General features: G+C 68.8%; 24 protein-coding genes and 1 pseudogene. 17 read left to right on the top strand and 8 right to left on the bottom strand.

Annotated elements, in window-relative coordinates; translation table 11 throughout:
- The first annotated feature begins 92 nt into the window (after positions 1-92).
- On the top strand, positions 93-1,013 hold the full coding sequence (locus tag ACSX1D_RS02400) for a LysR family transcriptional regulator (protein WP_439860813.1): 921 nt from the start codon (positions 93-95) through the stop codon (positions 1,011-1,013).
- A 46-nt stretch (positions 1,014-1,059) separates the two neighbouring features.
- Here ACSX1D_RS02400 and ACSX1D_RS02395 read toward each other — a convergent pair whose 3' ends face one another.
- Positions 1,060-1,947, bottom strand: coding sequence for a PA4780 family RIO1-like protein kinase (locus tag ACSX1D_RS02395; RefSeq protein WP_208708246.1), 888 nt, complete (start codon positions 1,945-1,947; stop codon positions 1,060-1,062).
- Positions 1,948-2,152: 205 nt separating this feature from the next.
- Here ACSX1D_RS02395 and ada point away from each other — a divergent pair, with 205 nt between their 5' ends.
- Positions 2,153-3,184: a bifunctional DNA-binding transcriptional regulator/O6-methylguanine-DNA methyltransferase Ada gene (ada, locus tag ACSX1D_RS02390; protein ID WP_439860812.1), complete on the top strand. Its 1,032-nt coding sequence runs from the start codon at positions 2,153-2,155 to the stop codon at positions 3,182-3,184.
- 142 nt (positions 3,185-3,326) lie between these two features.
- On the opposite strand, the gene ACSX1D_RS02385 is transcribed toward ada, so the two are convergent.
- A complete protein-coding gene (locus ACSX1D_RS02385; RefSeq protein WP_439860811.1) occupies positions 3,327-4,604 on the bottom strand; it encodes an acetyl-CoA C-acetyltransferase in 1,278 nt (425 codons plus the stop codon).
- 129 nt (positions 4,605-4,733) lie between these two features.
- On the opposite strand from ACSX1D_RS02385, the gene ACSX1D_RS02380 reads away from it, so the two are divergent.
- The 8 genes from ACSX1D_RS02380 (at position 4,734) to ACSX1D_RS02345 (ending at position 11,475) form a co-directional block, all read left to right on the top strand.
- A complete protein-coding gene (locus tag ACSX1D_RS02380) occupies positions 4,734-5,039 on the top strand; it encodes a nucleotide pyrophosphohydrolase (protein WP_208708226.1) in 306 nt (101 codons plus the stop codon).
- Positions 5,036-5,785 carry a methyltransferase domain-containing protein gene (locus ACSX1D_RS02375; protein ID WP_439860810.1) on the top strand — a complete coding sequence of 250 codons (750 nt, stop codon included), beginning with the start codon at positions 5,036-5,038 and terminating at the stop codon, positions 5,783-5,785. Before ACSX1D_RS02380 ends, ACSX1D_RS02375 begins: the two co-directional genes overlap by 4 nt.
- 12 nt (positions 5,786-5,797) lie before the next feature.
- Complete coding sequence (locus ACSX1D_RS02370) at positions 5,798-6,397, top strand: DUF4136 domain-containing protein (RefSeq protein WP_439860809.1); 600 nt, start codon at positions 5,798-5,800, stop codon at positions 6,395-6,397.
- Positions 6,398-6,428: 31 nt separating this feature from the next.
- Entirely contained in the window at positions 6,429-6,989 is a 561-nt protein-coding gene (locus ACSX1D_RS02365; protein ID WP_439860808.1) for a DUF4136 domain-containing protein, read from the top strand.
- Positions 6,990-7,059: 70 nt separating this feature from the next.
- Complete coding sequence (locus tag ACSX1D_RS02360) at positions 7,060-7,551, top strand: GNAT family N-acetyltransferase (protein ID WP_439860807.1); 492 nt, start codon at positions 7,060-7,062, stop codon at positions 7,549-7,551.
- Between the two features lie 315 nt (positions 7,552-7,866).
- Positions 7,867-9,354, top strand: a complete 1,488-nt coding sequence (locus tag ACSX1D_RS02355) for a SulP family inorganic anion transporter (RefSeq protein ID WP_439860806.1) — start codon at positions 7,867-7,869, stop codon at positions 9,352-9,354.
- 11 nt (positions 9,355-9,365) lie between these two features.
- Positions 9,366-10,217, top strand: a complete 852-nt coding sequence (locus ACSX1D_RS02350) for a universal stress protein (protein WP_439860805.1) — start codon at positions 9,366-9,368, stop codon at positions 10,215-10,217.
- A 136-nt stretch (positions 10,218-10,353) separates the two neighbouring features.
- Entirely contained in the window at positions 10,354-11,475 is a 1,122-nt protein-coding gene (locus tag ACSX1D_RS02345) for a GGDEF domain-containing protein (RefSeq protein WP_439860804.1), read from the top strand.
- A gap of 30 nt (positions 11,476-11,505) precedes the next feature.
- On the opposite strand, the gene ACSX1D_RS02340 is transcribed toward ACSX1D_RS02345, so the two are convergent.
- The gene (locus ACSX1D_RS02340) at positions 11,506-12,210 is read right to left on the bottom strand and encodes a methyl-accepting chemotaxis protein (protein ID WP_439862256.1); all 705 of its coding nucleotides are present in this window, start codon (positions 12,208-12,210) and stop codon (positions 11,506-11,508) included.
- A 210-nt stretch (positions 12,211-12,420) separates the two neighbouring features.
- Positions 12,421-13,392, bottom strand: a pseudogene (locus tag ACSX1D_RS02335) (cache domain-containing protein); the annotation flags it as partial.
- 369 nt (positions 13,393-13,761) lie between these two features.
- Here ACSX1D_RS02335 and ACSX1D_RS02330 point away from each other — a divergent pair.
- Both ACSX1D_RS02330 and ACSX1D_RS02325 read left to right on the top strand, forming a co-directional pair.
- On the top strand, positions 13,762-14,499 hold the full coding sequence (locus ACSX1D_RS02330; protein WP_439860803.1) for an AzlC family ABC transporter permease: 738 nt from the start codon (positions 13,762-13,764) through the stop codon (positions 14,497-14,499).
- Positions 14,496-14,822, top strand: coding sequence for an AzlD domain-containing protein (locus ACSX1D_RS02325; protein ID WP_439860802.1), 327 nt, complete (start codon positions 14,496-14,498; stop codon positions 14,820-14,822). Before ACSX1D_RS02330 ends, ACSX1D_RS02325 begins: the two co-directional genes overlap by 4 nt.
- Positions 14,823-14,832: 10 nt before the next feature.
- Here ACSX1D_RS02325 and ACSX1D_RS02320 read toward each other — a convergent pair whose 3' ends face one another.
- Complete coding sequence (locus ACSX1D_RS02320; protein ID WP_439860801.1) at positions 14,833-15,846, bottom strand: zinc-dependent alcohol dehydrogenase family protein; 1,014 nt, start codon at positions 15,844-15,846, stop codon at positions 14,833-14,835.
- 96 nt (positions 15,847-15,942) lie between these two features.
- Here ACSX1D_RS02320 and ACSX1D_RS02315 point away from each other — a divergent pair, with 96 nt between their 5' ends.
- The gene (locus ACSX1D_RS02315; RefSeq protein ID WP_439860800.1) at positions 15,943-16,866 is read left to right on the top strand and encodes a LysR family transcriptional regulator; all 924 of its coding nucleotides are present in this window, start codon (positions 15,943-15,945) and stop codon (positions 16,864-16,866) included.
- Between the two features lie 23 nt (positions 16,867-16,889).
- On the opposite strand, the gene ACSX1D_RS02310 is transcribed toward ACSX1D_RS02315, so the two are convergent.
- A complete protein-coding gene (locus ACSX1D_RS02310; protein WP_439860799.1) occupies positions 16,890-17,933 on the bottom strand; it encodes a GlxA family transcriptional regulator in 1,044 nt (347 codons plus the stop codon).
- A gap of 122 nt (positions 17,934-18,055) precedes the next feature.
- Between ACSX1D_RS02310 and ACSX1D_RS02305 the strand changes: the two genes are divergently transcribed.
- The 4 genes from ACSX1D_RS02305 to ACSX1D_RS02290 all read left to right on the top strand — a co-directional run bounded on the left by ACSX1D_RS02305 (position 18,056) and on the right by ACSX1D_RS02290 (position 20,965).
- Complete coding sequence (locus ACSX1D_RS02305) at positions 18,056-18,637, top strand: OsmC family protein (protein WP_439860798.1); 582 nt, start codon at positions 18,056-18,058, stop codon at positions 18,635-18,637.
- Positions 18,638-19,241: 604 nt separating this feature from the next.
- Positions 19,242-19,904 carry a CsgG/HfaB family protein gene (locus ACSX1D_RS02300; protein WP_439860797.1) on the top strand — a complete coding sequence of 221 codons (663 nt, stop codon included), beginning with the start codon at positions 19,242-19,244 and terminating at the stop codon, positions 19,902-19,904.
- A gap of 26 nt (positions 19,905-19,930) precedes the next feature.
- Positions 19,931-20,281 (top strand): DUF4810 domain-containing protein, encoded by a 351-nt coding sequence (locus ACSX1D_RS02295; protein WP_439862255.1) that lies wholly within the window; start codon positions 19,931-19,933, stop codon positions 20,279-20,281.
- A 6-nt stretch (positions 20,282-20,287) separates the two neighbouring features.
- Complete coding sequence (locus tag ACSX1D_RS02290) at positions 20,288-20,965, top strand: DUF799 domain-containing protein (protein ID WP_439860796.1); 678 nt, start codon at positions 20,288-20,290, stop codon at positions 20,963-20,965.
- 32 nt (positions 20,966-20,997) lie between these two features.
- Here ACSX1D_RS02290 and ACSX1D_RS02285 read toward each other — a convergent pair whose 3' ends face one another.
- Positions 20,998-21,714 carry a substrate-binding periplasmic protein gene (locus ACSX1D_RS02285; protein WP_439860795.1) on the bottom strand — a complete coding sequence of 239 codons (717 nt, stop codon included), beginning with the start codon at positions 21,712-21,714 and terminating at the stop codon, positions 20,998-21,000.
- Positions 21,715-22,254: 540 nt separating this feature from the next.
- Entirely contained in the window at positions 22,255-24,555 is a 2,301-nt protein-coding gene (gene pbpC, locus ACSX1D_RS02280; RefSeq protein WP_439860794.1) for a peptidoglycan glycosyltransferase PbpC, read from the bottom strand.
- Positions 24,556-25,143 lie beyond the last annotated feature (588 nt).

Here is a 25,143-nt window from a genome sequence, read left to right as displayed (position 1 = left end):
AGTTTGGATAAGCAGTTGCCAGTAAAGGTGCCACGGGGATAGATTCACAAAAACACGACTTTTCTTATCTTTAGTTAATTGGCAGCTAAACAATGAGCACACGCCGCGCCGAACCCCTGGCCCAGGTCAGCGACTTCGAAATCCGCCTGCTCAAGCTGTTTCGCAGCGTGGTGGAGTGCGGCGGCTTCTCCGCCGCCGAAAGCGTGCTGGGCATCGGCCGCTCGGCCATCAGCCAGCAGATGAGCGACCTGGAACAGCGCCTGGGCCTGCGCCTGTGCCAGCGCGGCCGCGCCGGCTTCGCCCTGACCGAGGAGGGCCGCGAGGTGTACCAGTCGACCCAGCAGCTGCTGGCGGCGCTGGAGAGCTTTCGCACCGAGGTCAACGGCCTGCACCAGAACCTGCGCGGCGAGCTGAACATCGGCCTCACCGACAACCTGGTGACGGTGCCGCACATGCGCATCACCAACGCGTTGGCGCGGCTCAAGGAGCGCGGCCCGGACGTGCGCATCCATATCCGCATGACGCCGCCCAGCGAGGTCGAACAGGGGGTACTGGACGGGCGCCTGCACATCGGCGTGGTGCCCCAGGCCGGCGCGCTGTCCGGGCTGGAGTACCAGAGCCTGTACGACGAACGCTCGCTGCTGTACTGCGCGGTGGGCCACCCGCTGTTCTACGTCGACGATCAGCAACTGGAGGATGCGCGCCTGGACGCCCAGGACGCCATCGCCCCGACCTTCCGCCTGCCGCCGGAGATCCAGGGCCAGTATCAGCAGCTCAACTGCACGGCCAGCGCCTCGGACCGCGAGGGCATGGCCTTCCTGATCCTCACCGGGCGCTATATCGGCTACCTGCCGGATCACTACGCCGCGGCCTGGGTGCAGCAGGGTCGCCTGCGCGCGCTGAAGGCCAGCACGCGCTACTACGACCTCAGCCTGGCGGCGGTGACGCGCAAGGGCCGTCGCCCGCACCTGGTGCTGGAGAGTTTTCTCGAGGCCCTGGCGGCCACCGGCTGATCAGGCGAAGCGCGCCCCGACGGAGATCGGGACGCGCGGGGGGGAATTACTGCATCCAGGGCGGCGGCGGTTCCTCGCCGCGCGGCGCGTCCTCGGCATTGAGCAGGGCCTGGCGGCGCGCTTCCTCGGCCAGGGCAGCCTTGATCTCGCGCATCACCGCGTCGACGTCGGCGGCATCTTCCGGGTCGGCGAACTCGCCGGTCAGCTGGCTTTCCGGGGTCAGCTTGCCTTCCTCGTAGAGCGCCCACATCTCCTTGGCGTACTTGGTGTACTTCAGCTCCGGGGCGAACTGCCCGAAGTAGGCGGCCATGTTGCCGACGTCGCGCTCGAGCATCTTGAACGCGTGGTTGTTGCCGGCCGCATCCACCGCCTGGGGCAGGTCGATGATCACCGGCCCCTCGGGGCCGAGCAGCACGTTGAACTCGGAGAGGTCGCCGTGCACCAGGCCAGCGCAGAGCATCTTCACCACTTCCTGGATCATGAAGGCGTGGAACTCGCGGGCGTCCTCCGGGTGCAGGTCGACGTCGTTGAGCCGCGGCGCCACGCCGCCCTCGCCGTCGTCGACCAGCTCCATCAACAGCACACCCTCGAGGAAGTCATAGGGCTTGGGCACCCGTACCCCGGCGTTGGCCAGGCGGAACAGCGCCGCCACCTCGGCGTTCTGCCAGGCGTCCTCCTGGCCCTTGCGGCCGTACTTCGAGCCCCGTGCCATGGCGCGGGCGTCGCGGCTGTTGCGCACCTTGCGCCCTTCCTGGTACTCCACGGACTGGCGAAAGCCACGCTTGTTGGCCTCCTTGTAGACCTTGGCGCAGCGCAGCTCCTCGCCGCAGCGCACCACGAACACCGCGGCCTCCTTGCCGCTCATCAGCGGGCGTATGACCTCGTCGACCAGACCATCCTCGACCAGGGGTTCAATACGTTTTGGCGTCTTCATCGGCTTTGATCGCGGGTCCTGTGTTGCCCAATTCGCGTGTGCCGCCCGTTATACGGCAATCGGCGTCCGGAACCCACCCTGCGGCGACCATTACCCGCCATACGGGAAGGCCTACGCCGGGGGACGGCAGTTCGAAAGCGCGATTCGGATTGGCGCTGGCGGCACAAAGGCCGACAATCGAGCCATCAGTCCACGGAGCCGCGCCATGCTCGATCCCGACCTCTGCTGGCAAGCCGTCTGCACCCGCGACGCCGCACGCGACGGCCAGTTCGTCTTCGCCGTGCGCTCCACCGGCATCTACTGCCGGCCGAGCTGCCCGGCGCGGCGGCCGCTGCGCGCCAATGTCAGCTTCCATGCCGACCCGGCCAGCGCCGAGGCCGCCGGCTACCGTGCCTGTCGGCGCTGCACGCCCCAGGGTGCCAGCCCGGCCGAGCAGCTCGACGCACTGGTGGCATCGGCCTGTCGCCTGCTCGATGAGCTGGAACCGACGCCGACCCTGGCACAGCTCGCCGCCCGCATCGGCCTGTCGTCCTCGCACCTGGTGCGCGCGTTCAAGGCGCGCACCGGGCTGACGCCCAAGGCCTGGTTTCAGGCTCGCCGCCGCGCCGCGCTGGAGGCGCACCTGCCCGCGGCAGGCTCGGTGCTGCAGGCGGCCCTGAGCGCTGGCTACTCCGGCACCCGCGCGCTGTACGAACAGGACGATGGACTGAGCCCGACGCAACGCCGCCGCGGCGGCGCCGGCGAAACCCTGCGCTTCACCATCGCGCCCTGCCCGCTCGGCCAGCTGCTGCTGGCCAGCAGCGCCAAGGGCGTATGCGCCCTGCTGTTCGGCGACAACGCCGCGCAGCTGGAGTCGGAGTTGCGACTACGCTTCACCGCCGCCGAGCTGCAGCGCGACGACCCCGGCCTGGGCGACTGGTTGCAACAGGTGCTGAGGCAGATCGAAGAGCCCGAACGCGCCGCCCGCCTGCCCCTGGACCTGCGCGGCACGGCCTACCAGCAACAGGTGTGGCGAGCACTGCGGCAGATTCCCCCGGGCCAGACCCGTGGCTATGGCGAACTGGCCGCCACCCTCGGCAGCCACCCGCGCGCCGTGGCCCGCGCCTGCGCCAGCAACCCCTTGGGTCTTCTGGTGCCCTGCCACCGGGTGGTGAACGCCAACGGCGCCCTCGGCGGCTATCGCTGGGGCGTGGAACGCAAGGCGGCGCTGCTGAGCCGCGAACGCGGGGAGGACTGAGGCAAACCAGGCCCGCAAGTGGGTGTTGCCCTGCAGGCATCGGGCTCCTGAAAAAAAGGCGGCCCCAACCGGCGGGGCCGCCCTCAATCATGGAGTTGCGTACATCGCGTGGCCGCGATGACAGACGGCCACGGTTATTGGATTACCTTTCCAGGATCGCGGTCACACCCTGGCCGCCCGCCGCGCAAATCGAGATCAACCCGCGCCCCTGCCCGGCTACCGCCAGCAGCTTGGCCAGGTTGGCGACGATGCGCCCGCCGGTGGCGGCGAACGGGTGGCCGGCGGCCAGGGAGCTGCCCTTGACGTTCATCCGCTGGCGGTCGATGGCGCCCAGCGGTTGCGCCAGGCCCAGGCGGCGCTTGCAGTAGTCGGCGTCCTCCCAGGCCCTGAGGGTGCACAGCACCTGGGCGGCGAAGGCTTCGTGAACCTCGTAGTAGTCGAAGTCCTGCAGGCGCAGGCCGTTGCGCGCCAGCAGCCGCGGCACGGCGTACACCGGGGCCATCAGCAGGCCCTCCTGGCCACCGACGAAATCCACCGCGGCCGCCTCGCCGTCCTTGAAATAGGCCAGCACCGGCAGGCCGCGCGCCTTGGCCCAGTCCTCGCTGGCCAGCAGCACCAGCGAGGCGCCGTCGCTCAGCGGCGTGGAGTTGGCCGCGGTCAGGGTGCCGTTCGGTCCCCGCTCGAACACCGGCGCAAGGCCGGCGAGCCGGTCGAGGTCGATGTCCGGGCGCAGGTTCTGGTCGCGGCTCAGGCCGCGGAAGGGGGTGAGCAGGTCGTCCTGCCAGCCCTCGGCATAGGCCGTGGCCAGGTGCTGGTGACAGGCCAGCGCCAGGCGGTCCTGCTCGTCGCGCGGGATGCCCCAGGTCTGCGCCATCAGCTCGCAGTGCTCGCCCATGGACAACCCGGTGCGCGGCTCGCTGTTGCGCGGCAGGGACGGCGCCAGGTGGCGCGGACGCAGCTTGAGCAGGCTCTTGAGCTTGTCGACGGTGCGCTTGCCGCGATTGGCCTCCAGGAGAATCTGGCGCAGGCCCTCGCTGACCGCGATCGGCGCGTCGGAGGTGGTGTCGACGCCGCCGGCGATGCCGCAGTCGATCTGCCCGAGGGCGATCTTGTTGGCCACCAGCAGCGCCGCCTCCAGGCCGGTGCCGCAGGCCTGCTGCAGGTCGTAGGCCGGCGTCTCGGGCGCCAGGCGCGAGCCCAGCACGCACTCGCGGGTCAGGTTGAAGTCGCGCGCATGCTTGAGCACCGCCCCGGCCACCACCTCGCCGAGACGCTCGCCGTGCAGGTTGAAGCGCTCCACCAGGCCGTCCAGGGCACTGCCGAGCATGTCCTGGTTGCTTGCCGTGGCATAGGCGCCGTTGGCGCGGGCGAAGGGAATGCGGTTGCCACCGACTATGGCGACGCGGCGCAGCGAATTCATGGCGGGTTCCTCGGGGTGCGGCACTGGCATGAGGCTCAGGCTAGTCCATGGGCGCCCGCTCGGGCGCTGGCCGGCACTCCGACCCCATGAAACAATGCGCCTTCAGCCGATCACTCACGCCGGAGCCCCATGGACCTCGCCGAACTCACCGCCCGCCTGCACGCCATCCGCGACCGCAACGACTGGCGCCAATTCCACAGCCCGAAGAACCTGGCCATGGCCGCCAGCGTGGAGATGGCCGAACTGGTGGAGATCTTCCAGTGGCTCAGCGAGGAACAGTCGCGCCAGCTCGCCCCCGAGCAGCTGGCGCACGCCGGCCAGGAAGTTGGTGACATCGTGCTCTACCTGCTGCTGCTGTGCAGCGAGCTGGGCATCGACCTGGAGCAGGCGGTGCGCGCCAAGCTGGCCGACAGCGAACGGCGTTTCGCCCGATGAAGGACCGCCATTTCGACGAGCTGGCCACCCGCTTCGCCGAGAAGATCTACGGCGGCGCCAAGGGCGCGATCCGCCTGGCGGTGCTCCAGGCCGACCTGGCCGAGGCGCTGCCCGACCGGCCGCTTCGGGTGCTCGACATCGGCGCCGGCCTCGGCCACATGGCCCTGTGGCTGGCCGGCCGTGGCCACCTGGTGACCCTCGCCGAACCCGCCGCGCCGATGCTCGAGGGTGCCCGCGCGCGCTTCGCCGGCGCCGGCCAGCCGGCCACCTTCATCCAGGCGCCCTGGCAGGACCTGCTCGGCCAGCTCGACCAACCCTACGACCTGGTGGTCTGCCATGCGGTGCTGGAATGGCTGGCCGAGCCCCAGGCCATCCTGCCGGTGCTGCACCAGCTCACCGCCCCCGGCGGCTGGCTGTCGCTGGCCTTCTACAACAAGGATGCGCTGATCTACCGCAACCTGCTCAAGGGCCACTTCCGCAAGCTGCGCAAGGCCGAGTTCGCCGGCGAGAAAAGCAGCCTGACGCCGCAACGGCCATTGGACCCGCGCGAGCTGGCGGTGCAACTCGACGAGTACTGGCGGGTCGAAAGCCAGAGTGGCGTGCGGGTTTTCCACGACTACATGAGCCAGGAGTTCCAGGCCAAGGCCGAACCGATCGACCTGCTGGAGATGGAGCTGGCCTACCGCCGCCACCCGAGCTTCGCCGGCCTGGGGCGCTATCTGCACTGGATCTGCCGGCCGCGCTGACCCGGAGGGAAGATGACGCGCTTTGCCCTGTTGTTGCTGTGCCTGTCCCTGGCCGCCTGCCAGGGGCCGAACCCCTACACCGCGCAATCCATGCCCCTGCCGCCGGCACCGGCCCAGGCGGCCACCCAGCTGGACCGCAGCGCCTACCCGGCGGCGCCGCGCGATTACGGGCGCTACCGCAACTGGACCTGGCACAACGACCAGCCGCCGGCCGGCAGCGCCTGGGCCAGCGCCGAGCTGGTGCAGGAGGCCCTGAGCAACGCCCTCGACCAGCGCGGCCTGCGCCCGGCCCAGGTCGGGGCAGTGGCCGACCTCGGGGTGCACAGCGAGCTGCGCCTGGAGCGGCGCATCCGCCAGGTGGTCGATCACTATGACGGCTATCACGATCGCGGCGGCTACGCCGACTACCCCGGCTACTGGGGCCGCATTCCGCTGGAGCGCACCTACGAGGTGGAGGTCCTGGTGGTCAGCATCGAGCTGTTCGACCGCCGTGACGGCCAGCCGGTCTGGCATGGCCTCGCCGAGCTGCCCAGCGGAGGCAGCCAGGCCGAGCGCGCCGACGCCCTGCGCGCCGCCTGCAAGGGTGCCCTGCAGGGTTATCCACCGGCCTGAAGCCGATAGCGGATTCCGAGGAGAATCGACCATGCGCCCGACCCTGTTCCTGATCGCCACCCTGCTGCTGGTGACCGCCTGCCAGACCACCCGCCTCAGCCGCGACTTCGACCCGCAGCGCGACTTCGCCCGCTACCAGAGCTGGAGCTGGCAGGAGCCGGCCGTGCAGTACCGGCCCGACGACCCCAGACTCAACAGCGGCCTGACCGAGCAGCGCCTGCGCGCGGCCATCACCGAGCAGCTGGAACAACGCGGACTGCGCGCCGCGCCGCGCGGCACCAGTGGCGACCTGCGGGTGCAGGCCTGGCTGATCGTCGACGAGCGCCAGCAGCAGGTCAGCACCAGCTACGGCGGCGGTTGGAGCGGTCACTGGGGCGGAGTCTGGGGCGGCCCGGCCTATGTCGAGACGCGCACCCTCGACTACCAGGTCGGCACCCTGCAGATCGACCTGTTCGACGGCCACGACAACCAGCTGGTGTGGCGCGGCAGCGCGGCGCAAAGCCTGCGCGGCGACTACCGCGACCCGCGCGAGCGCGACACGGCGATTCGCCAGACGGTGGCCAAGGTGCTCGGCCAGTATCCGCCGCACTAGCCCAAGTTGTGCCACGCGTGCGGCGCTGCTATCAGTAACGCCTTCATCGCACCGGCCAGCAGGAGCCCCCATGAATCACCCCGCCCGACTCAGCCACCGCCCCGCCAGCCCCGCCGATCTGGCGAGCGTGGTCGAGTTCCCGCAGAGCGCCCAGGAGCTGTTCTTCAGCTACCCCAGGGCCAGCTGGCCGCTGAGCGTCGAACAGCTGGCCGCGGCCATGGCCGAGCGCAGCAACAGCACGGTGGCGCTACTGGACGGCCGGGTCGCCGGCTTCGCCAACTTCTACCAGGCGCAGCCGAACGAGCTCTGCGCCCTCGGCAACCTGATGATCGCCCCCTGGGCCCGCGGCCAGGGCGTCGCCCACTACCTGATCGGCGAGATGGAGCGCCAGGCCCGCGAGGACTTCAATGCCGCCCGCATGCGCGCGTCCTGCCACAACGACAACGCCGCCGGCCTGCTGCTCTACAGCCGCCTCGGCTACCGGGTCCGCGAGATTGCCGAGCGCCAGGATTTTGCGGGCCGCCGAGTGGCCCTGCTGCAGATGGAGAAGGCCCTGCCCTGAACGCGTGCCGATCGTCGCCGGCATCTGGCTGAATTGCAGAGGCTGAGCCGCCTCGAGCCGGCCCTGCGGGTGCGGCGCAGGCCCCGCTGTGGTAGGGTATGCGCCCTTTTTTGGTCCGCAGTAGCCGATCGTGCTGGCCCAGGCATCACGCCAACCGCCTAAGCTCGCTGCCGTCCGGTCCTACGCGCCGGGTGCGCGCCCGGTTCGGCCCGCACTCATGCCCGATCCGGGCGCTGCCCCCTGATACCTTCTGTCGCTCACCCGCTCCACCCGCTGCCTGTTCACGCCGGCGGAGCACAGCCCTTGGAACAGCCGATGCTGCACAGCCTGAAACAAACCTGGTTATTCAACATCCGCGGCGACGTGCTCGCCGGCCTGGTGGTCGCCCTGGCCTTGATCCCCGAGGCCATCGCCTTCTCGATCATCGCCGGGGTCGATCCCAAGGTCGGCCTCTACGCCTCCTTCTGCATCGCCGTGGTGATCGCCTTCGTTGGCGGCCGTCCGGGGATGATCAGCGCCGCCACCGGGGCCATGGCCCTGGTCATGGTGACCCTGGTCAAGGAGCACGGCCTGCAGTACCTGCTGGCGGCGACCCTGCTCACCGGGGTACTGCAGATCGGCGCCGGTTACCTCAAGCTGGGCAGCCTGATGCGCTTCGTCTCGCGCTCGGTGGTCACCGGCTTCGTCAACGCCCTGGCGATCCTGATCTTCATGGCCCAGCTGCCGGAGCTGACCAACGTCACCTGGCACGTCTACGCCATGACCGCCACCGGCCTCGCCATCATCTACCTGTTCCCCTACGTGCCCAAGGTCGGCAAGGTGATTCCCTCACCGCTGGTGTGCATCCTGTCGATGACCGCCGTGGCCATGCTCATGGGCCTGGACATCCGCACCGTCGGCGACATGGGCGAGCTGCCGGACACCCTGCCGGTCTTCCTCTGGCCCGAGGTGCCGCTGACCTTCGAGACCCTGGCGATCATCTTCCCCTACGCCGCCGCCCTGGCCGTGGTCGGCCTGCTGGAGTCGATGATGACCGCCACCATCATCGACGACCTGACCGACACCGGCAGCGACAAGAACCGCGAGTGCAAGGGCCAGGGCGTGGCCAACATCGCCAGCGGCCTGCTCGGCGGCATGGCCGGCTGCGCGATGATCGGCCAGTCGGTGATCAACGTGAAGTCCGGCGGCCGCGGTCGCCTGTCGACCCTGGTGGCCGGCGCGGTGCTGCTGCTGATGGTGGTGTTCCTCTCCGACTGGGTCAGCCAGATCCCCATGGCCGCCCTGGTGGCGGTGATGATCATGGTGTCGATCGGCACCTTCAGCTGGGACTCGATCCGCAACCTCAAGAGCTTCCCGCTGTCGACCAACCTGGTGATGCTGGCCACCGTGGCGGTCACCGTCTACACCCACAACCTGGCCTACGGCGTGTTCGTCGGCGTGCTGCTGGCGGCGCTGTTCTTCGCCAACAAGATCGGCCACTTCCTGTATATCGACTCCGAGATCGACGCGAACGGCCAGCAGCGCAGCTACAAGGTGGTCGGCCAGGTGTTCTTCGCCTCCGCCGACAAGTTCGGCAACGCCTTTGACTTCAAGGAAGCCCTTGATAAGGTCAGCATCGACCTGTCGCGCGCACACTTCTGGGACATCACCGCGGTCGCCGCGCTGGACAAGGTGGTGCTCAAGCTGCGCCGCGAAGGCACCGAAGTCGAGGTGCTCGGCCTCAACCAGGCCAGCGCCACCATCGTCGACCGCTTCGGCGTGCACGACAAGCCCGACGCCGTCGACAACCTGATGGGCCACTAAGGAGCAACAGCATGAGCCACGTAATGGCATGTATCGACGGTTCGCCGGCCGCCCCCGCGGTGTGCGACTACGCCGCCTGGGCCAGCCAGCGCCTGCAGGCGCCGCTGAGCTTCCTCCACGTGCTGGACCAGGTGCAGTACCCGCAGCGCCAGGACCTGTCCGGCGCCATCGGCCTGGGCAGCCGCGAACACCTGCTCGAGGAGCTGGCCGAACTGGACGAGAAGCGCAGCAAGCTGGCCCTGGAGCAGGGCCACCTGATGCTCGAGGCGGCCAAGGCCCGCGCCACGGCCGCCGGCGCCAGCGATATCCAGCTGCGCCAGCGCCACGGCGACCTTGTCGACAGCCTCGGCGAGCTGCAGCAGGACATCCGCCTGCTGGTGATCGGCCGCCAGGGCGAGGCCAGTGCCAGCCAGACCGAACAGGTCGGCAGCCACCTGGAGAACGCCATCCGCACCCTGCAGCGGCCGATCCTGGTCAGCTGCAGTGAATTCCAGGCGCCCCGGAGCTACCTGTTCGCCTTCGACGGCAGCGCCACCGCGCGCAAGGGCATCGAGCTGATCGCCGCCAGCCCGCTGCTCAAGGGCCTGCCCTGCCATCTGGTGATGGTCGGCGCCGACACCGTTGAGGCCAGGGAACAGCTCAAGGCCGCCGAGCGCGCCTTGCAGGGCTCGGCCGCCGAGGTGCACCTGGCGATCCGTGCCGGCGAAGTCGAACCGACCCTGCACGCCTACCAGGCCGAGCACGGCATCGACCTGCTGGTGATGGGCGCCTACGGCCACTCGCGGATCCGCCAGTTCCTGGTCGGCAGCACCACCAGCCACCTGCTGCGCTCCAGCAACGGCCCGCTGCTGATCCTGCGCTAGGTCCCGCCCCTCCTCTATCGCCTCGGCCAGGCCGAACCGCCCGGGTTCGGCCACAGCGCCGCCAGAACACCGCCGAGCACTGCTGCCGCCACAGAAGCGCTATGCTCTAACTCGGCTGCTCTAGTGATCTCCTGCAATGACCTATAGCGAATTACCCCATGAGCCTGCCGCTTTCGCCCTCTGGCGCCAAGCACAGGACATACGCGCACGCTCCCTGCTCGCCGGCGTCTTTTACTTGCTGGCCTGGCTGCTGGTGTGGCTGTTGAGCAACCAGCCGGCCGAGCAGTTGCCCCTCGGCATGGCCGGCGTCGCCTACTTCGGCCTGCTCCTGCTCCTGCGCCTGGGCCATCGCCTGCCGGCGCAGAACGCCCAGCGCCTGCTGCAGCGCTGGCTCAATCGACACTGGGCACTGATCCTGCTGAGCGCCCTGGGCTGGGGCCTGGCGTTGGGCTGGACGCTGTACAGCGCGACGTTCGAGGGTTCGCGAGTGGTCGCGATGATGGCCACCATCGCCTTCAGCACCGCCAGCGTGTACCACCTGGCCATGCGCAAGCACCTGTCCCTGCTGATCCTGCCGCTGTTCTACCTGCCCGGCCTGCTGGTCCTGGCCCTGAACTGGCAGGCAGAGCGCGGGCATTTCATCGCCCTGATCGTCTACCTCAGCTACCTGGTATTGGCCCTCGACCGCAACCGTCAGGTCTATCACAACCATCTGAACCTGGAGCTCAAGCTGCTCGAGCAGCAACGCGACCTCGAGGAGCTCAGCCGCACCGACAGCCTGACCCAGCTGGGCAATCGCTATCAGTTCAACAGCCTGTTCCCGGTGATGGTGGCCAACGCCCACCGCCAAAGCGAGCCGCTGTCCCTGGTGCTGCTGGACATCGACTTCTTCAAGCGGATCAACGACGAGCATGGCCATGCCTGCGGCGACGCCTGCCTCAGCGCCTTCGCCGAGCGCATGCGCCAGGTGTTCCGTCGTGACAGCGACGCCCTGCTGCGCCTCGGCGGCGAGGAATTCGGCGTGCTGATGCCCAACACCCCGCTGGAGCAGGCCCGGCACCTGGCGGAGAGTTTTCGCCTGGAGCTGGAACAGAAGGGTTTCGACGTCCAGGGCAACACCCTGCCACTGACCGCCAGCCTCGGTGTCGGCTGCTTCGCCCCGGAGCGCGACGCCAGCGCCGAGGCCTTCTTCAAGCGGGTCGACGACGCCCTCTATTTGGCCAAGGACGCCGGGCGCAACCGCCTGGCCCTGGCCTGAACGAAGCCAGGCCAGGCAGCGGATTGCGGGTTACAGGCGGAAGCTGCCCATCTGCTTGGCCAGGTCCTCGGCCAGGGCGCTGAGGCTGCGACAATCCTCGCGGCAGCCCAACACCTCGCCGGCGGTGGCATGGGCCAGGTCGGCGATGCCCTGGACGTTGCGATTGATCTCCTCGGTGACCGACGACTGCTCCTCGGTGGCCGCGGCCACCTGGGTGTTCATGTCGCTGATCTTCTCCACCTGTTCGGTGATCGCGCCGAGCGACTGGCCGGTGCGCTGGCTGGCCTGCACGCCGGTGCCGGTGGCGGCCTGCCCGGCGTGCATCGAGCTGACCGCGGTGTCGGCGCCCTGCTTGAGGCGCTGGATCATGTCCTGGATCTCGTCGGTGGAGCTCTGCGTGCGGCTGGCCAGGGTACGCACCTCGTCGGCGACCACGGCGAAGCCACGGCCCATCTCGCCGGCGCGCGCCGCCTCGATGGCGGCGTTGAGCGCCAGCAGGTTGGTCTGCTCGGAGATGCCGCGGATCACCGCCAGCACCTGGTCGATCGACGCCACCTGGCTGGCCAGTTCGCCGACCGCCTCGGCCGCGCCGCCGATCTCGCTGGACATCTTCTCGATATGGGTGATCGACTCGCCGACCACCTGGCGCGCCTGCTGCGCCTCGTCGCGGGCGCTGTGGGAGGCCTGCGCGGCGCTGCTGGCGTTGCGCGCGATCTCCTGCACGGTGAGGCCCATCTCGTGCACCGCAGTGGCCACCATGTCGGTCATTTCCTGCTGGCGGCCGGCACGGTCGGCGGTGTTCTCCACCACCTGGGCGACCTGGCCGACCGCGCTGCGCAGGCGCTCGCTGGTGGTCAGCACGTCGCCGATCAGGCTGCGCTGACTGCCGATGAAGCGGTTGAAGCCACGGGCCAGGTCGCCCAGCTCGTCGGCCCGCGATTCGTCCAGGCGGCGGGTCAGGTCGCCGCCGCCGCCGCCGATCTCCACCAGGGCGGCGGTGACCTGACGAATCGGCCGCACCAGGCCCCGGGCCAGCAGCACCACCAGGCCGAGGAACAGCAGGGCCACGGCGATGCCGATCAGGCTGCTGGTCCACAGGGCCTGGCGCGCCTCGGCGTAGATTTCCGCCTCGGGAATCTCGCTGACCAGCAACCAGTCCAGGGCCTGCAAGGGCTGGGCGATGGCCAGGTAGGCTTCACCATCACGCTCAAAGCGCAGGGCCTCGCGGCGCTTGCCGAGCAGTCCGCCGGCCGCCTCGGCGCCGACCAGTTGCGCCAGCTCGCGGCTGTCGTTGAGTTCCGACTGCGGGTGCACCTTGACCCGCCCATCGGCGCTGACCAGGTAGACCCGTCCGGCCTCGCCGAAGCGGAAGTCGCGGATCATCTCGGACATGGCGCTGAGGCTGAAGCCGAGGCCGGCCACCCCCAGGGTCTGGCCGCCGACCGCGACCCGCTGGTTGATGAACAGGGTCGGCTGGCGGGTGCTCTGGTCGATGTCGATATCCAGCGAGCGCTCCTTGCCGCTGTCGACGAAGCCATAGAACCATCCGTTGTCCGCCGGGCCACGGGTCAGGGTGCGCTTGAGCCCCTGGCCGGTGAAATAGTTGCCGCTGTCCAGGGCCACGATAAAGGTCACCAGGGCCTTCTGCTGCGCCTGCACGCCGGTCAGGTAGCGGGCGAAGGCGTCGCGCTGGGCGGCATCCTCGCCGCTGCTCAGCCAGTCCGCCACCAGGCTGTTCTGGGCGATGCCGCGGGCCGCGGTGAGGGGCTCGGCCAGGACCCGCTCGAGGTCGTTGCGAATGGCCAGGATGCTCGCCGGCAGCGCCTCCTCGACCAGGTAGCGCTCGGCCAGGCGATTGACCACCGCCGTGTAGATGCCCACCACGATCAGGATGCTGGCGAGCAGGGCCGCGCCCATGCTGAGGATCAGCTGCCACTGAATGCTGCGTTGCCAGAGGCGCATGGAAGGTCTCCTGTTGTTATTGTCGATTGACGGCTTATTTGGATACAACATTGTGCACAAATAGCCGCCTTATGACAGCCTTGCCGGGTTATCGACTACCGGCGAGAAGAGATGAGCCGGCTGCGGCCCGGGCCGACGCACGGTTGCCAAGCGCGGCCGCCACGAAACACCGGCCGGCCTGGCCGAGGGCAATCGAGCGTCGTGAATGGAACACCGGGCCCGCGCCTGGCGCCCTAAGCTTGTGCCGTGTCGTGCCAGCAAGGCGTCTCCCCACCACCGCATGCGCCGGCAGGCGCCCACAGACAGGCAGCGCCAGGAGACAGCATGGCCCTCTCAGCACACCCGGCCTTCACCGCCGGCGCCAAGGCAGTCGCCCCGCTGCTTCCCGGGCTGATTCCGTTCGGCATGATCGCCGGCATCGCCGCCATCGACGCCGGGCTGTCGCCCGGGGCCGCCCTGGCCATGTCGTTCGTGATCTTCGCCGGGACGGCGCAACTGGTGGCCGCGCAGCTGATGGACCTCGGCACCCTGCCGCTGGTGATCATCCTCACGGCGCTGGTCATCAACGCGCGCTTCACCATGTACAGCGCCTCGATCGCCCCGCACTTCCAGGGGCTGCCTCGGCGCTGGCGCTGGCCCATGGCCTACCTGCTCACCGATCAGGCCTATGCGCTGAGCATCACCCGCTACACCCTCGAGCCGAAGGCCCCGGCCAAGCACCTCTATTACCTGGGCGCGGGGCTGCCGTTGTGGCTGGTCTGGGTGGCGTCCTGCGCCGCCGGCATCTTTCTCGGCGCCGGAGTGCCGGAAAGCTGGTCCCTGGAGTTCACCATTCCGCTGTCCTTCCTGGTGCTGCTGATCCCCTCGATCGTCGACCGCGCGACCCTGGCTGCGGCCCTGACCGGCGGCGTGGTCGCGGTGCTGGGCGCCCGCCTGCCGTACAACCTGGGCCTGTTTCTGGCGGCGGCCAGCGGCATCGGCGCCGGCCTGCTGGTGGAACAGCTGCAGCCACCCGCCCCGCCGCCCATCGACACCCGACCGCCCGCGAAGGACGCCCCATGACCAGCAACACCACGGCCTGGCTGATCATCCTCGCCATCGGCGTCGGCACCTACGCCCTGCGCCTGTCGTTCATCGAGATGCTCGGCCGCCGCAGCCCACCGCCCTACCTGCAGCGCGCCCTGCGCTTCGTCCCGGCCGCAGTGATGGCGGCCCTGGTGCTGCCGGCCCTGGTCAACGTCGACGGCGCCGTCGACCTGTCCATGGACAATGAGCGCCTGCTGGCCGGCGGCCTGGCGGCGTTCGTCGCCTGGCGCACCCGCCAGGTGCTGCTGACCCTGGCGGTGGGCATGGCGGCGCTCTGGCTGCTGCAGGCCTATGCCTGAGCCGCTGGGGCTAGGACTGCGGATGCGCCTCGGCATCGAGGATATCCACCACCACCTTGCCGAGCGCCGCGCCGCTTTCCAGGTGCCGATGGGCCGCCGCCAGGTCGGCCAGGGCAAAGCGCTGCGGATCCACTAGCGGCGCGATCAGGCCGCCATCGGCCAGCCGGGCCAGCTCGCGAAGGATCTCGCCGTGGCGGGCGCGACCCAGGTCGTGCAGCATCGGAATCAGCATGAACAGGATATGGATGCTCAGGCCCTTGGCGAAGGCGCTACTAAGGTCGTAGTTCTGCCGTGCCACCAGGGTCACCACCTGTCCTTGCGGACGTGCGGCCTGGATGGCGACGTTGAGGTTGTCGCCGCCCAGCGTATCGAACACCAGGTCGAAACCCAGCCCGTCGGTGAGGCGCCGCACGGCCTGCTTGGGACTTTCCTCGCGGTATAGCACCACCTCATCGGCGCCCAGGGACAGGACCAGGGAGGCCTTGTTCGGCGTCGATATCGCCGCCGTCACGTGGGCGCCGCAGGCCTTGGCGATCTGCACGGCGAGATGGCCGACGCCGCCGCTCGCGCCGTAGACCAGCACGCGCTGTCCCGGCGCCAGCCGCGCGCGATCGATCAACCCCTCATAGGCGGTGATGCCGGCCAGCGGCAGCGCCGCCGCCTGACGCGGGCTCAGGCGGCGCGGGCACGGGGCCAGCAGGCGTGCATCGGCGGCGATGTATTCGGCGTAGCTGCCGGGCATGCCGCGCACCCCGCCAGCGCAGCCAAACACTGGGTCCCCTAGGGCGAACCCGCTGACGCCCGCGCCCAGCGCCACCACCTCGCCGGCCAGGTCGGCGCCGAGCACCGCCGGCAGATCCGGAGCCAGCGCCGAACCGCTGCGGCGCATCTTGCAATCGGCCGGATTGACGCTGGTGGCGTGCAGGCGCACCAGCACCTCCCCCGGCCCCGGCTCGGGCTGGGGCCACTCCTGATAGCTGAACTGCTCGGGCTCGCCCGGCCGATAGAGTACCTGCGCTTTCATGGTCGCCTCTCCTCGATGATTGGCGACAGTGTATTAGCGGCAACAGGGAGCGATAATCAGCCAGTAATCGCCAGCTCTGTTCGATATTTTTTGAAAATGAACGAAGACGACCTCCAGCTGTTCCTGCGCATCGCCGCCCTCGGCAACCTCAGCGCCGCCGCCCGCGAGGCGCACCTGTCGCCGGCGGTGGTCAGCCACCGCCTGGCCCAGCTGGAGAAACGCCTGGGCGCGCGCCTGTTTCACCGCAGCACCCGGGCCCTCAGCCTCAGCGAGGACGGCCGGGTGTTCGCCGACTACGCGCAACGCCTGGTCGACACCATGGCCGAGGCACGGGCCGCCCTGAGCGCCCCGGCGCAGCAGCCGAGCGGCACCCTGCGCATCACCTGTTCGGCCTCCTTCGGCCGGCTGCACCTCGGCCCGGCGCTGGCGCGCTTCCTGGAGCGCTACCCCACGCTCAAGGTCGACCTGCAGCTGTCCGACCGGGTCGTCGACCTGGTGCAGGATGGCTTCGACCTCGGCATCCGCATCGCCCCGCAGGTCGACCCGGGCCTGGTCGCGCGCAGACTGGCCGACAGCACGCGCATCCTCTGCGCCGCGCCGGCCTACCTCGCGCGCCAGGGCACGCCGCGAGTGCCCGCCGACCTGGCCCGGCACCGGTGCCTGGTGCTGCACGAACAGCACAACTGGACCCTGCGCCACGCCAACGGCGAGAAGTCCGTGGTACGGGTCAGCGGCCCGCTGCGCAGCAACCACGGCGAGAGCCTGCGCGACGCCGCCCTCAACGGCCAGGGCATCAGCATTCAGTCGCTGTGGAGCATCCATCAGGAGCTGGCCGACGGCCGCCTGATGCCGGTGCTGCCCAACTACCCGCTCGAGGCGCAATCGAGCATCTGGGCGGTCTACCCCAGCGGCCGCCTGCTGGCGCCCAAGGTGCGCTGCTTCATTGACTTTCTGCTGGAGCACTGGGCCGATCCGCACTGGCAGTCACCCGGCCCAAACCAAACACGGCCGACACCATGACCCGCCCAGGCCCCGCTCGGCGCTCAGCCTTCGGGGCCGTGGCCCGTGGCCTTCAACACCGGGTGGAAAAGGCGGCGATACTGGCTCGGGGTGAGGCCCGTGCAGCGCTTGAACAAGCGACGAAAGAATGACGGATCGTCGTAGCTGACGGCGGCGCTGATCTCGTCCACCGGCAGCGAGCCGGACTCCAGCAGGCGCTTCGCCTCCTCGATCCGCAGGTTCTGCAGGTACTCGAGCAGCGAGCTGCCGGTAGCCGCCTTGAAGCGTCGCTTCAGGGTGCGCGCGGGCACCTGCGCCTGCTCGACCACGCCATGGATCACCCCGCTCGCCCGGAAGTGCTCGGCCAGCCACGCCTCGCAGGCGCGCACCACGGTATCCCCGTGCAAGGTCCGGCGGACCAGGGACTCATAGGGCAGCTGGCCTTCGTCGTGCCACTTGAGCAGATAGACCTTGGCCACCCGCAGCGCCTCTCCCGGGCTGCCGTGGCGGGCGATGATATGGATCGCCAGGTCGTGCCAGGACGTCGTGCCCCCCGCGGTGACGATACGCCCCGAACTGTTGGCAAACACCAGGTTCGGCTCCGGGCGGAAGCACACCTTGGGATAGTGCTTGCTGAACAGCTCCCGATAGCCCCAATGGGAGGTGGCCTCGCAGCCATCGAGCAGGCCGCTCTCGGCCAGCATGACCGCGCCGGAACAGGCGGAGTAGAGGGTGGCCCCCTCGGCATACTGGCGGCGGATCCACGCCATCAGCTCGGGGTAGCGGCCGTGCAGGCCTTCATCGGGTCGCAGCCAGAGCTCGGGCAGGATCAGGATGTCCGCCCTGGGTTCGTCGGCGACCGCGCAGGCGGGCACCACGGGGATGCCGTTGCCGCAGGTGAAGGGCGCCTTGCCGGGCGAGACGATGCGCACGCGGAACAGCGCGCGGCCCGGTTCCCCGCTCACCAGGCTCTGCCACACATGCCCCGCGGCCAGCAGCACATCCAGCATGCCGTAGAGGGACGAGCCGGCAGTCTCGGCGACTGCGACGATCAGGACGTCCACCGGCCCCGGTTCTGAACGGTTCAAGGCGGCCTCCTCATTCAGTGGCACGAACGCCCCTGTTTTGGCCAAAAGCCATCTTACTGCCGGGTACTTACGCGCCTATCGTAGATGCGCCGCGACAAAAGCAAGCGGCGCCGGAGGACACCATGACACCCCTAAAAAGCCAAACGCGCAACGGCCTGAACGTACAGCAGATGACGCAGACCGTGGAGGCCATCAAGAACGATCCAAGCCTGGCTCGTTTCGAGTTCCGTGCTCGCAACCAATGGATCAACGGCGGCGAGAATCGCTCGACCATCAAGGACTTCTATGGCGCCGGGACCGAAGACACCTCGCGCAGCGTCTCATTCGAGTTCATCAACGGCGAACCGCCGGTGCTGCTCGGCGGCAACGAGGGCGCCAATCCCGTCGAGTTCCTGCTGCATGCCCTGGCCGGCTGCGTGACCACCACCACCGTGCTGCACGCCGCCGCCCGTGGTATCCAGATCCGCAGGCTGTCCACCGAACTGCAAGGCAGCATCGACGTGCAGGGCCTGCTCGACCTGAATGCTTCCGTGCCGGTCGGCTACGAGCAGATCCGCATCAAGATGGACATCGAGGCCGACTGCAGCGACGCGGAACTGGACGACCTGCTCACGTTCGCCAAGGAGCACTCGCCGGTCTGCAACACCGTATGCCGCCCGGTGCCGGTGACGGTGGAACGGGTCAGGCATGCGAAGGCGGCCTAGTCCACGCGTTGTATCAGCCGTACCGCCTGACGCTGCGCTGTGGCGTCGGGCGGCTTGAGAACGGACGGGCACCAGAAGGGTCCATGGGCCAGGACTGCTGAACGGCCAGGTCAGCCACGAAAACGGCACAGCCCCCTCCCTGCGTCCATCGCGCTGGTGGGTCGGCCAACAGCCAAAGGGGTCGCAGTGAATGACCGGGCAGCCCGACTGCGCCGCCCCGATCAGCATCAACCTTCCCCCCTTAGGTTCCTCGCCGTACATAACCGTCCCAGCCGTGAACTCGCTCACGGCCAGCGCCGCCGCCGAGCAAATGGCTACTGGCCAGCCCCCCTGGGCTTTTGTAGACTCCGCGGCCGATACAACAGACCCTGGGCCCAGTCGCGGTCAGGCCGCTGCCACCACCCTGCGCCCCCCAGCAACGCCCGGCCACCGCCCAAGCGGGTGCGCCGATCAAGGACTCGATGGTCATGGACGCCCCCGCAGCTGTTACCCCAGCTCGCCTTCTACCGCCTGCCCGCAGCCCGCGACCGCGCCTTGTAGCCGGCGGCTCGCGCATGCCATCCAGCTCCGCCCCGCAGATCAATCCCCCGACGAGAACGCGTAGATGAAAAGAACCCTAATTGCCGTCAGCCTGCTCGGCCTGCTGAGCGGCTGCGCCACCGAGCAATCGCGCACCCTCGAGGTCGCCAAGGTCGCCTCGGCCCATAGCGTCTACCAGGGCCCCCGCAACCCGATCGCGGTGGGCAAGTTCGACAACCGCTCCAGCTACATGCGCGGGCTGTTCTCCGACGGCGTCGACCGCCTCGGCGGCCAGGCCAAGACCATCCTGATCACCCACCTGCAGCAGTCCAATCGCTTCAACGTGCTGGACCGCGACAACCTCGCGGAAATCCAGCAGGAAAGCCAGATCGCCCAGAAGAGCCAGCAGTTGCGCGGCGCCGATTACGTGGTGACCGGCGACGTCACCGAGTTCGGCCGCAAGGAAGTCGGCGACCACCAGCTGTTCGGCATCCTCGGCCGCGGCAAATCGCAGATCGCCTACGCCAAGGTCAACCTGAACATCGTCAACGTGCGCACCTCTGAGGTGGTCTACTCGGCCCAGGGCGCCGGCGAGTACAGCCTGTCCAATCGCGAAGTGATCGGCTTCGGCGGCACCGCCAGCTACGACTCGACCCTCAACGGCAAGGTCCTCGACCTGGCCATCCGCGAAGCGGTCAACAACCTGGTCGGCGGTGTCGACAGCGGCGCCTGGCGCCCGGCGCAATAACCCCAAGGAAAGGAATCCACATGCAGATGCACCAATACGTCACGCTGCTCGCCCTGGCCTCGGCCACCCTGCTGGGCGGCTGCGTCAGCCAGCCCCAGCCGCTCTACCACTGGGCCGGCTACCAGGAGCAGGTCTACGCACACTTCAAGAACGACGGCAGCGGCCCGGAGCAGCAGATCGCCGCCCTGGAAGCCGGCCTGCAGGAAGCCCGCGCGCGCAACGCCGTGCCGCCACCGGGCCTGCATGCCCACCTCGGCATGCTCTACGCCCAGGTCGGCAAGGCCGACCAGGTGCGCCAGCAGTTCGAAACCGAGAAGAGCCTGTTCCCCGAGTCCGCCGCCTACATGGACTTCCTGCTGCGTAACGCCGAGAGATAACCCGCCATGATCCGCTTCAACTCCTGCAAAGCCCTGGCCCTGCTGCTGTTGACCGGCCTGCTCGGCGGCTGCGCCACCCCCACGCCCTACGACTACACCGCGTTCAAGCAGAGCAACCCCGCCTCCATCCTGGTGCTGCCGCCAATCAACAGCTCGCCGGACATCAAGGCCAGCTACAGCGTGCTGTCCCACGTCACCCTGCCGCTCGCCGAGGCCGGCTACTACGTGCTGCCAGTGGCACTGGTGGACGAAACCTTCAAGCAGAACGGCCTGATGAACGCTGCCGAAATGCACATGGCGCCGCCGGCCAAGCTGCACGAAATCTTCGGCGCCGATGCCGCCCTGTACATCGAGGTCAGCGAGTACGGCAGCAGCTACATGCTGGTGACCAGCGAAGTCGCGGTGACCGCCAACGCCAAGCTGGTCGACCTGCGCAACGGCCAGTTGCTGTGGGAAGGCAGCGCCCGCGCCAGTACCGCGGAGAACCAGAACAACAACGGCGGCGGCCTGGTCGGCATGCTGATCACCGCCGCGGTCAACCAGATCATCAACACCCTGAGCGACCGCGGCCACGAAGTCGCGGGCATCGCCAGCCACCGCCTGCTGACCGTCTCCCGACGGGACGGCATCCTCCCCGGCCCGCGCGCGCCCCTGGCCATGAAGCAACAACTGGCGGCGCAATAGCACAAGAAGCAAACGGAAAAACGGGGGCAGCGTTATTGTTCCCGCAGGCGCTCGAGGTAGGCGCGATGAATCTCCTCGATGCGCCCGCTTTGCACCATCGCCTGCAAGACTTCACTCAGGCGCGGCACCACGGCGGCGTGCTTGCGGTGCAGGTAGTGATAGAGCGGCTCCCGGGCGAGGATCCGATCGCTCACGGCGATGCCCCTCGCGCCCAGGCTCTTGATGGCGGCCAGGCCGTTCACCTTGGGAATCACCGCGACCTGGACCCGGCCTTTCTGCAGCATCCGAATGGACTGGGAAAAATGCGTCACGGCCTGGCAGGGGAGCTTGTGCTCCGCCAGATGTTTCTCCACGACCCGGGAGCCTTTGACGCAAACCAGTTGCAGGCCCGCCAGATCTTCCCAGCGCTGAATCTCCGGCGCGCCGTTTATGCTAAAGGCGGCGACTTCGATCGTGTTTACGGCCACCGGCACGCGAATCAGCTGGTCATGCTCCTGCTCCATGCCGGCGATGCGCGAGACTTCGCCGTCCACCTTGCCCGAATTGGCCAGCCACAAGGAGCGGACGTTGGGCACCCGGCGGACGCTCAGCGCATAGCCCAACCGCTGGTAGGCCTCGCTCAGGACTTCGGCCGAGATGTCCTGGATCGGCGAGCCCTCGCTGGTGGACAGGACAATGGTCTGATGGCCCTGGACCAGCCCGACAAGGCTGGCCAGCAGCAGCCCCAGCCAGCGCCAGGTTCTGAGCACGGCGGCTGGTCGGGCGGGAAATGGACTCTGGCCTGGGGGCGAACTGCGCATGACCTGAACGACCTTTGGGTGCTGTCTGGGCGGAAGCCGGAATTATTCTCGCATCGGGCCGCTGCCGAACGCCCCGACCAAAGCCTATCGCCTTTGGCGGGATATGCAAAAAGCAAAAAGGATCAAACAAGGGGACAGACCAGGGTTTAAGTCGGCCTCGGTAGTTTGTTTCGGTCTCCCTGGCTTTCCGCGAATCATCCTCCGCCCCAGCACGCGCTCCACCTCTGCCACAAACCTCAAACTGCCAAGCGCATAGTTGCCGTTGGTGGCTGAACGGATCTGATCCACCAAGCCAGGATCACGCAACTGGCCGAGTAATAGCGCGGAGCGCCGCCAGCTGCCGCCGCAAAAACAGCACCGGCCTCGGGCCAGCCAAACGCGGTGGATAAGCCAGCGTTATCCACCCTCGACCATGCGCAGGGTGAAAAGCTGCGCGGCATCCTCCACATCCTGGCATCCGCCGACAGTGAAGGCGCGCCCATCGCCCCTCTAGTCATCCACGCGAAACCCCAGCCGCGCGGTCTGTCCGCTTTCGTCCAGCACGCTGAGCCGATAGTGACCGCTGCGCGCGAAGGTCTGCTCGAGTACCGCCCCGGCGGCGCTCTCGCCGATCGGCTGGCCGTCGAGGAACCACCAGCGCCGGCCGCTGCCGCCCAGGGCAGAGAGGCTCAGGCGCAGCGGTGTGGCGCTGGTGGCGGGTCGGCGCAGGCGGTCGCCGTCGCTGACGCCGACGATCGACAGGGGCGCGGCGGCCGCTGGCTGGCTTGGCGGGCAGCGCGGGTCGACCGCCGGCAGGCGCGCGCTGCGCCGCTCGCGGCGCGGCAGCCAGGGCTCCAGCGGCGCCGGCCACAGGGCGATGTCGCGAGCCTCGGCGCCGGCACAGCCGGCATCGACACGCAGGCCCTCGGCATTGAGCCAGATGGTCTCCCGCAGGCCCAGGCCGAGGGGCTGGTCCAGCGCCTGCAGGGTCGGCGGCGTGGTGCCGGCCAGGGTCCAGGCGAAGCGCTGGCGCCGGCAGTTGGGGTCGCCCCGCTCCAACGGCTGGCCCAGGGGCCAGCAGATCGCCGCCACACCGACCTCGGCGGGCTGCGGGTCTGCGGGCAACGCAATGCCGCGCTGGCTGTCGCGGTTGCTCAGCAGGTCGTGCACCTGCAGCAGCAGCGGCGTGGCCGAGGCCAGGCCGAACTGGCCGGGCACCGGGGTGCCGTCCGGGCGACCGATCCACACGCCAATCACATGGCGTGGCGCCACTCCGATCGCCCAGGCATCGCGAAAGCCGTAGCTGGTGCCGGTCTTCCAGGCCAGGCTCGGGCGCTGCACCAGTTGCGCCCGCGGGTCGCGGTCCGGGCGCGCCTGGCCGCTGAGGATGCGCCGCACGATCCAGGCGGCGCCGGGGGACAGCAGGCGCCGCTCGTGCAGGGCGTCGCCGGGCTGCAGGCGCAGGCGCGCGGCGCGCCCACCACGGGCGAAGGCGCTGTAGCCGCTGACCAGATCTTCCAGGCGGCTGCCGGCGCCGCCGAGGATCAGCGCCAGGTTCGGTTCGGCCAGCGGCGGCAGGGCCAGGGGCACGCCGGCATGGCGCAGCTCGCCGGTGAAACGCTTGGGGCCGTAGGCCTCCAGCAATTGCACCGCGGGCAGGTTGAGGGAGCTGGCCAGGGCCTGGCTGGCCGATACCGCGCCGCTGAAATCGGCGGCGAAGTTGCCGGGGCGGTAGTCGCCGTAGCGCCGCGGCACGTCCTGCAGCAGGGATTCGGAATGGATCAGCCCGGCATCCAGGGCCATGCCGTAGAGGAAGGGCTTGAGGGTCGAACCGGGCGAGCGCACGGCACTGATCATGTCGACATGGCCGAAGCGCGCGGCATCGCCGATATCCACCGAGCCCAGGTAGGCACGCACCGCCATGCTTGGCTGCTCGACCACCAGGATCGCCGCCGAGGTGCGCTCCGGCAGGCGCGCGCGCCAGCCCAGCAGCAGGTCCTCCAGGCGGCGCTGCAGCGCGGCATCGAGGGTGGTGCGGATCAGCGGCGGGCTGCCGGGTACATTCAGCCGCCGCGCCAGCAGCGGCGCCAGCGACGGCTGCCGGCGCGGCGCCAGCAGCACCGCCTCCTCCAGGGCATCCTCGACCAGCGCCTGCGGCCACACGCCGAAGCCGGCCAACCGCGCCAGCACCTTGTCGCGCGCCGCCTGGGCGCGTTGCGGGTGACGGTCCGGGCGCAGGCGGCTGGGGGCCTGGGGCAACACCGCGAGCAGGGCCGCCTCGGCGCGAGTCAGGCTGGCCGGTGACTTGCCCAGGTAGCTCCAGCTGGCCGCCGCCACGCCCTGCAGGGTGCCGCCAAAGGGGGCTCGGTTGAGGTACAGGCCGAGAATCTCGTCCTTGGACAGGTGCCATTCCAGCTGCAGGGTGCGCGCCAGCTGCTTGAGCTTGCCGGCCAGCGAGCGGTCGTGGGGATCGAGCAGGCGCGCCACCTGCATCGACAGGGTGCTGCCACCGGACACCACCCGCCCGCCGCGCAGGTTCTGCCAGGTGGCGCGCACCAGGGCCAGGGGGTTGACCCCGGGATGCCGGTAGAACCAGCGATCCTCATAGGTCAGCAGCGCCTGCAGGTAGTAGGGCGAGACCTGCTGCGGGCTCACCGGGTAGCGCCACACCCCCTCGGCATCGGCGAAGCGCCACAGCGGCGCGCCGTCCTCGGCCAGCACCACCCGGGCCAGGTCGTCGTCCGGCAGCGGCAGCGGAAACAGCCGGTCGGCCAGCCACAGCGATGCCGGCATCAGCAGCAATGCTGCCATCAGCCAGGCTCGACGACGCGCCCTGCCGAGCCTGACAACCTGCCGCCACTGCGACCACCAGATCAAAGCGCTAACTCCTTTAAATTTAACGACTTATTGAGTGATTGATTACAATTAGCCACTACTCTAAAAGTCGTAAAAATGACGCCACCAACCAGACATAACACACAAAATCTACCGATCGTCGGAATACTGTCACCTGGTGCATTTTTCCACGGCTCGCGGCTTTACAGAGTATCCGCGCCTGCCTAAACCAATATCAAACTGATATCAGGCCAAGTCGGCCGCTCAGCCGGATCAGTTGGCACGCAACCCTGGCATCACTCTCATAACGCGACAGCAGAGGTTACCGCGAAGGCGGCAGCCCCTGGGACGACTTCGCCTCACGGAAGGCTGATCAGGTAGATCAATGGCGGGCTCGCCAGGTTCGAGTGGAGCGATTGCCTCTCAACTATCGACAGGACATTGATCATGGAAAACAGTTATCCGGTTGAAGCGCAGTATCCGGTGGCGGGATCGACACTGGCCAGGCTAGCCCAAAAAGCGGCAGCGACTCTTCCTGCGGTATTCATATCCATCACGCTGCTC

The organism is Pseudomonas sp. MBLB4136, assembly GCF_051904765.1.
GTDB lineage: Bacteria > Pseudomonadota > Gammaproteobacteria > Pseudomonadales > Pseudomonadaceae > Aquipseudomonas.
Note: the sequence above shows the minus strand (reverse complement) of the source record. Positions and strands in the feature narration are given on the sequence as shown.

Coding starts and splice junctions, on each gene's coding strand:
- ACSX1D_RS02360 (WP_439860807.1), top strand. CDS start 7,060: ATGAATCACCCCGCCCGACTCAGCCACCGCCCCGCCAGCCCCGCCGAT.
- ACSX1D_RS02395 (WP_208708246.1), bottom strand. CDS start 1,947: ATGAAGACGCCAAAACGTATTGAACCCCTGGTCGAGGATGGTCTGGTC.
- ACSX1D_RS02300 (WP_439860797.1), top strand. CDS start 19,242: ATGAAAAGAACCCTAATTGCCGTCAGCCTGCTCGGCCTGCTGAGCGGC.
- ACSX1D_RS02385 (WP_439860811.1), bottom strand. CDS start 4,604: ATGAATTCGCTGCGCCGCGTCGCCATAGTCGGTGGCAACCGCATTCCC.
- ACSX1D_RS02375 (WP_439860810.1), top strand. CDS start 5,036: ATGAAGGACCGCCATTTCGACGAGCTGGCCACCCGCTTCGCCGAGAAG.
- ada (WP_439860812.1), top strand. CDS start 2,153: ATGCTCGATCCCGACCTCTGCTGGCAAGCCGTCTGCACCCGCGACGCC.
- ACSX1D_RS02295 (WP_439862255.1), top strand. CDS start 19,931: ATGCACCAATACGTCACGCTGCTCGCCCTGGCCTCGGCCACCCTGCTG.
- ACSX1D_RS02355 (WP_439860806.1), top strand. CDS start 7,867: ATGCTGCACAGCCTGAAACAAACCTGGTTATTCAACATCCGCGGCGAC.
- ACSX1D_RS02330 (WP_439860803.1), top strand. CDS start 13,762: ATGGCCCTCTCAGCACACCCGGCCTTCACCGCCGGCGCCAAGGCAGTC.
- ACSX1D_RS02320 (WP_439860801.1), bottom strand. CDS start 15,846: ATGAAAGCGCAGGTACTCTATCGGCCGGGCGAGCCCGAGCAGTTCAGC.
- ACSX1D_RS02290 (WP_439860796.1), top strand. CDS start 20,288: ATGATCCGCTTCAACTCCTGCAAAGCCCTGGCCCTGCTGCTGTTGACC.
- ACSX1D_RS02345 (WP_439860804.1), top strand. CDS start 10,354: ATGACCTATAGCGAATTACCCCATGAGCCTGCCGCTTTCGCCCTCTGG.
- ACSX1D_RS02370 (WP_439860809.1), top strand. CDS start 5,798: ATGACGCGCTTTGCCCTGTTGTTGCTGTGCCTGTCCCTGGCCGCCTGC.
- ACSX1D_RS02305 (WP_439860798.1), top strand. CDS start 18,056: ATGACACCCCTAAAAAGCCAAACGCGCAACGGCCTGAACGTACAGCAG.
- ACSX1D_RS02350 (WP_439860805.1), top strand. CDS start 9,366: ATGAGCCACGTAATGGCATGTATCGACGGTTCGCCGGCCGCCCCCGCG.
- ACSX1D_RS02325 (WP_439860802.1), top strand. CDS start 14,496: ATGACCAGCAACACCACGGCCTGGCTGATCATCCTCGCCATCGGCGTC.
- ACSX1D_RS02400 (WP_439860813.1), top strand. CDS start 93: ATGAGCACACGCCGCGCCGAACCCCTGGCCCAGGTCAGCGACTTCGAA.
- ACSX1D_RS02340 (WP_439862256.1), bottom strand. CDS start 12,210: ATGGGCCTCACCGTGCAGGAGATCGCGCGCAACGCCAGCAGCGCCGCG.
- ACSX1D_RS02365 (WP_439860808.1), top strand. CDS start 6,429: ATGCGCCCGACCCTGTTCCTGATCGCCACCCTGCTGCTGGTGACCGCC.
- pbpC (WP_439860794.1), bottom strand. CDS start 24,555: ATGGCAGCATTGCTGCTGATGCCGGCATCGCTGTGGCTGGCCGACCGG.
- ACSX1D_RS02380 (WP_208708226.1), top strand. CDS start 4,734: ATGGACCTCGCCGAACTCACCGCCCGCCTGCACGCCATCCGCGACCGC.
- ACSX1D_RS02315 (WP_439860800.1), top strand. CDS start 15,943: ATGAACGAAGACGACCTCCAGCTGTTCCTGCGCATCGCCGCCCTCGGC.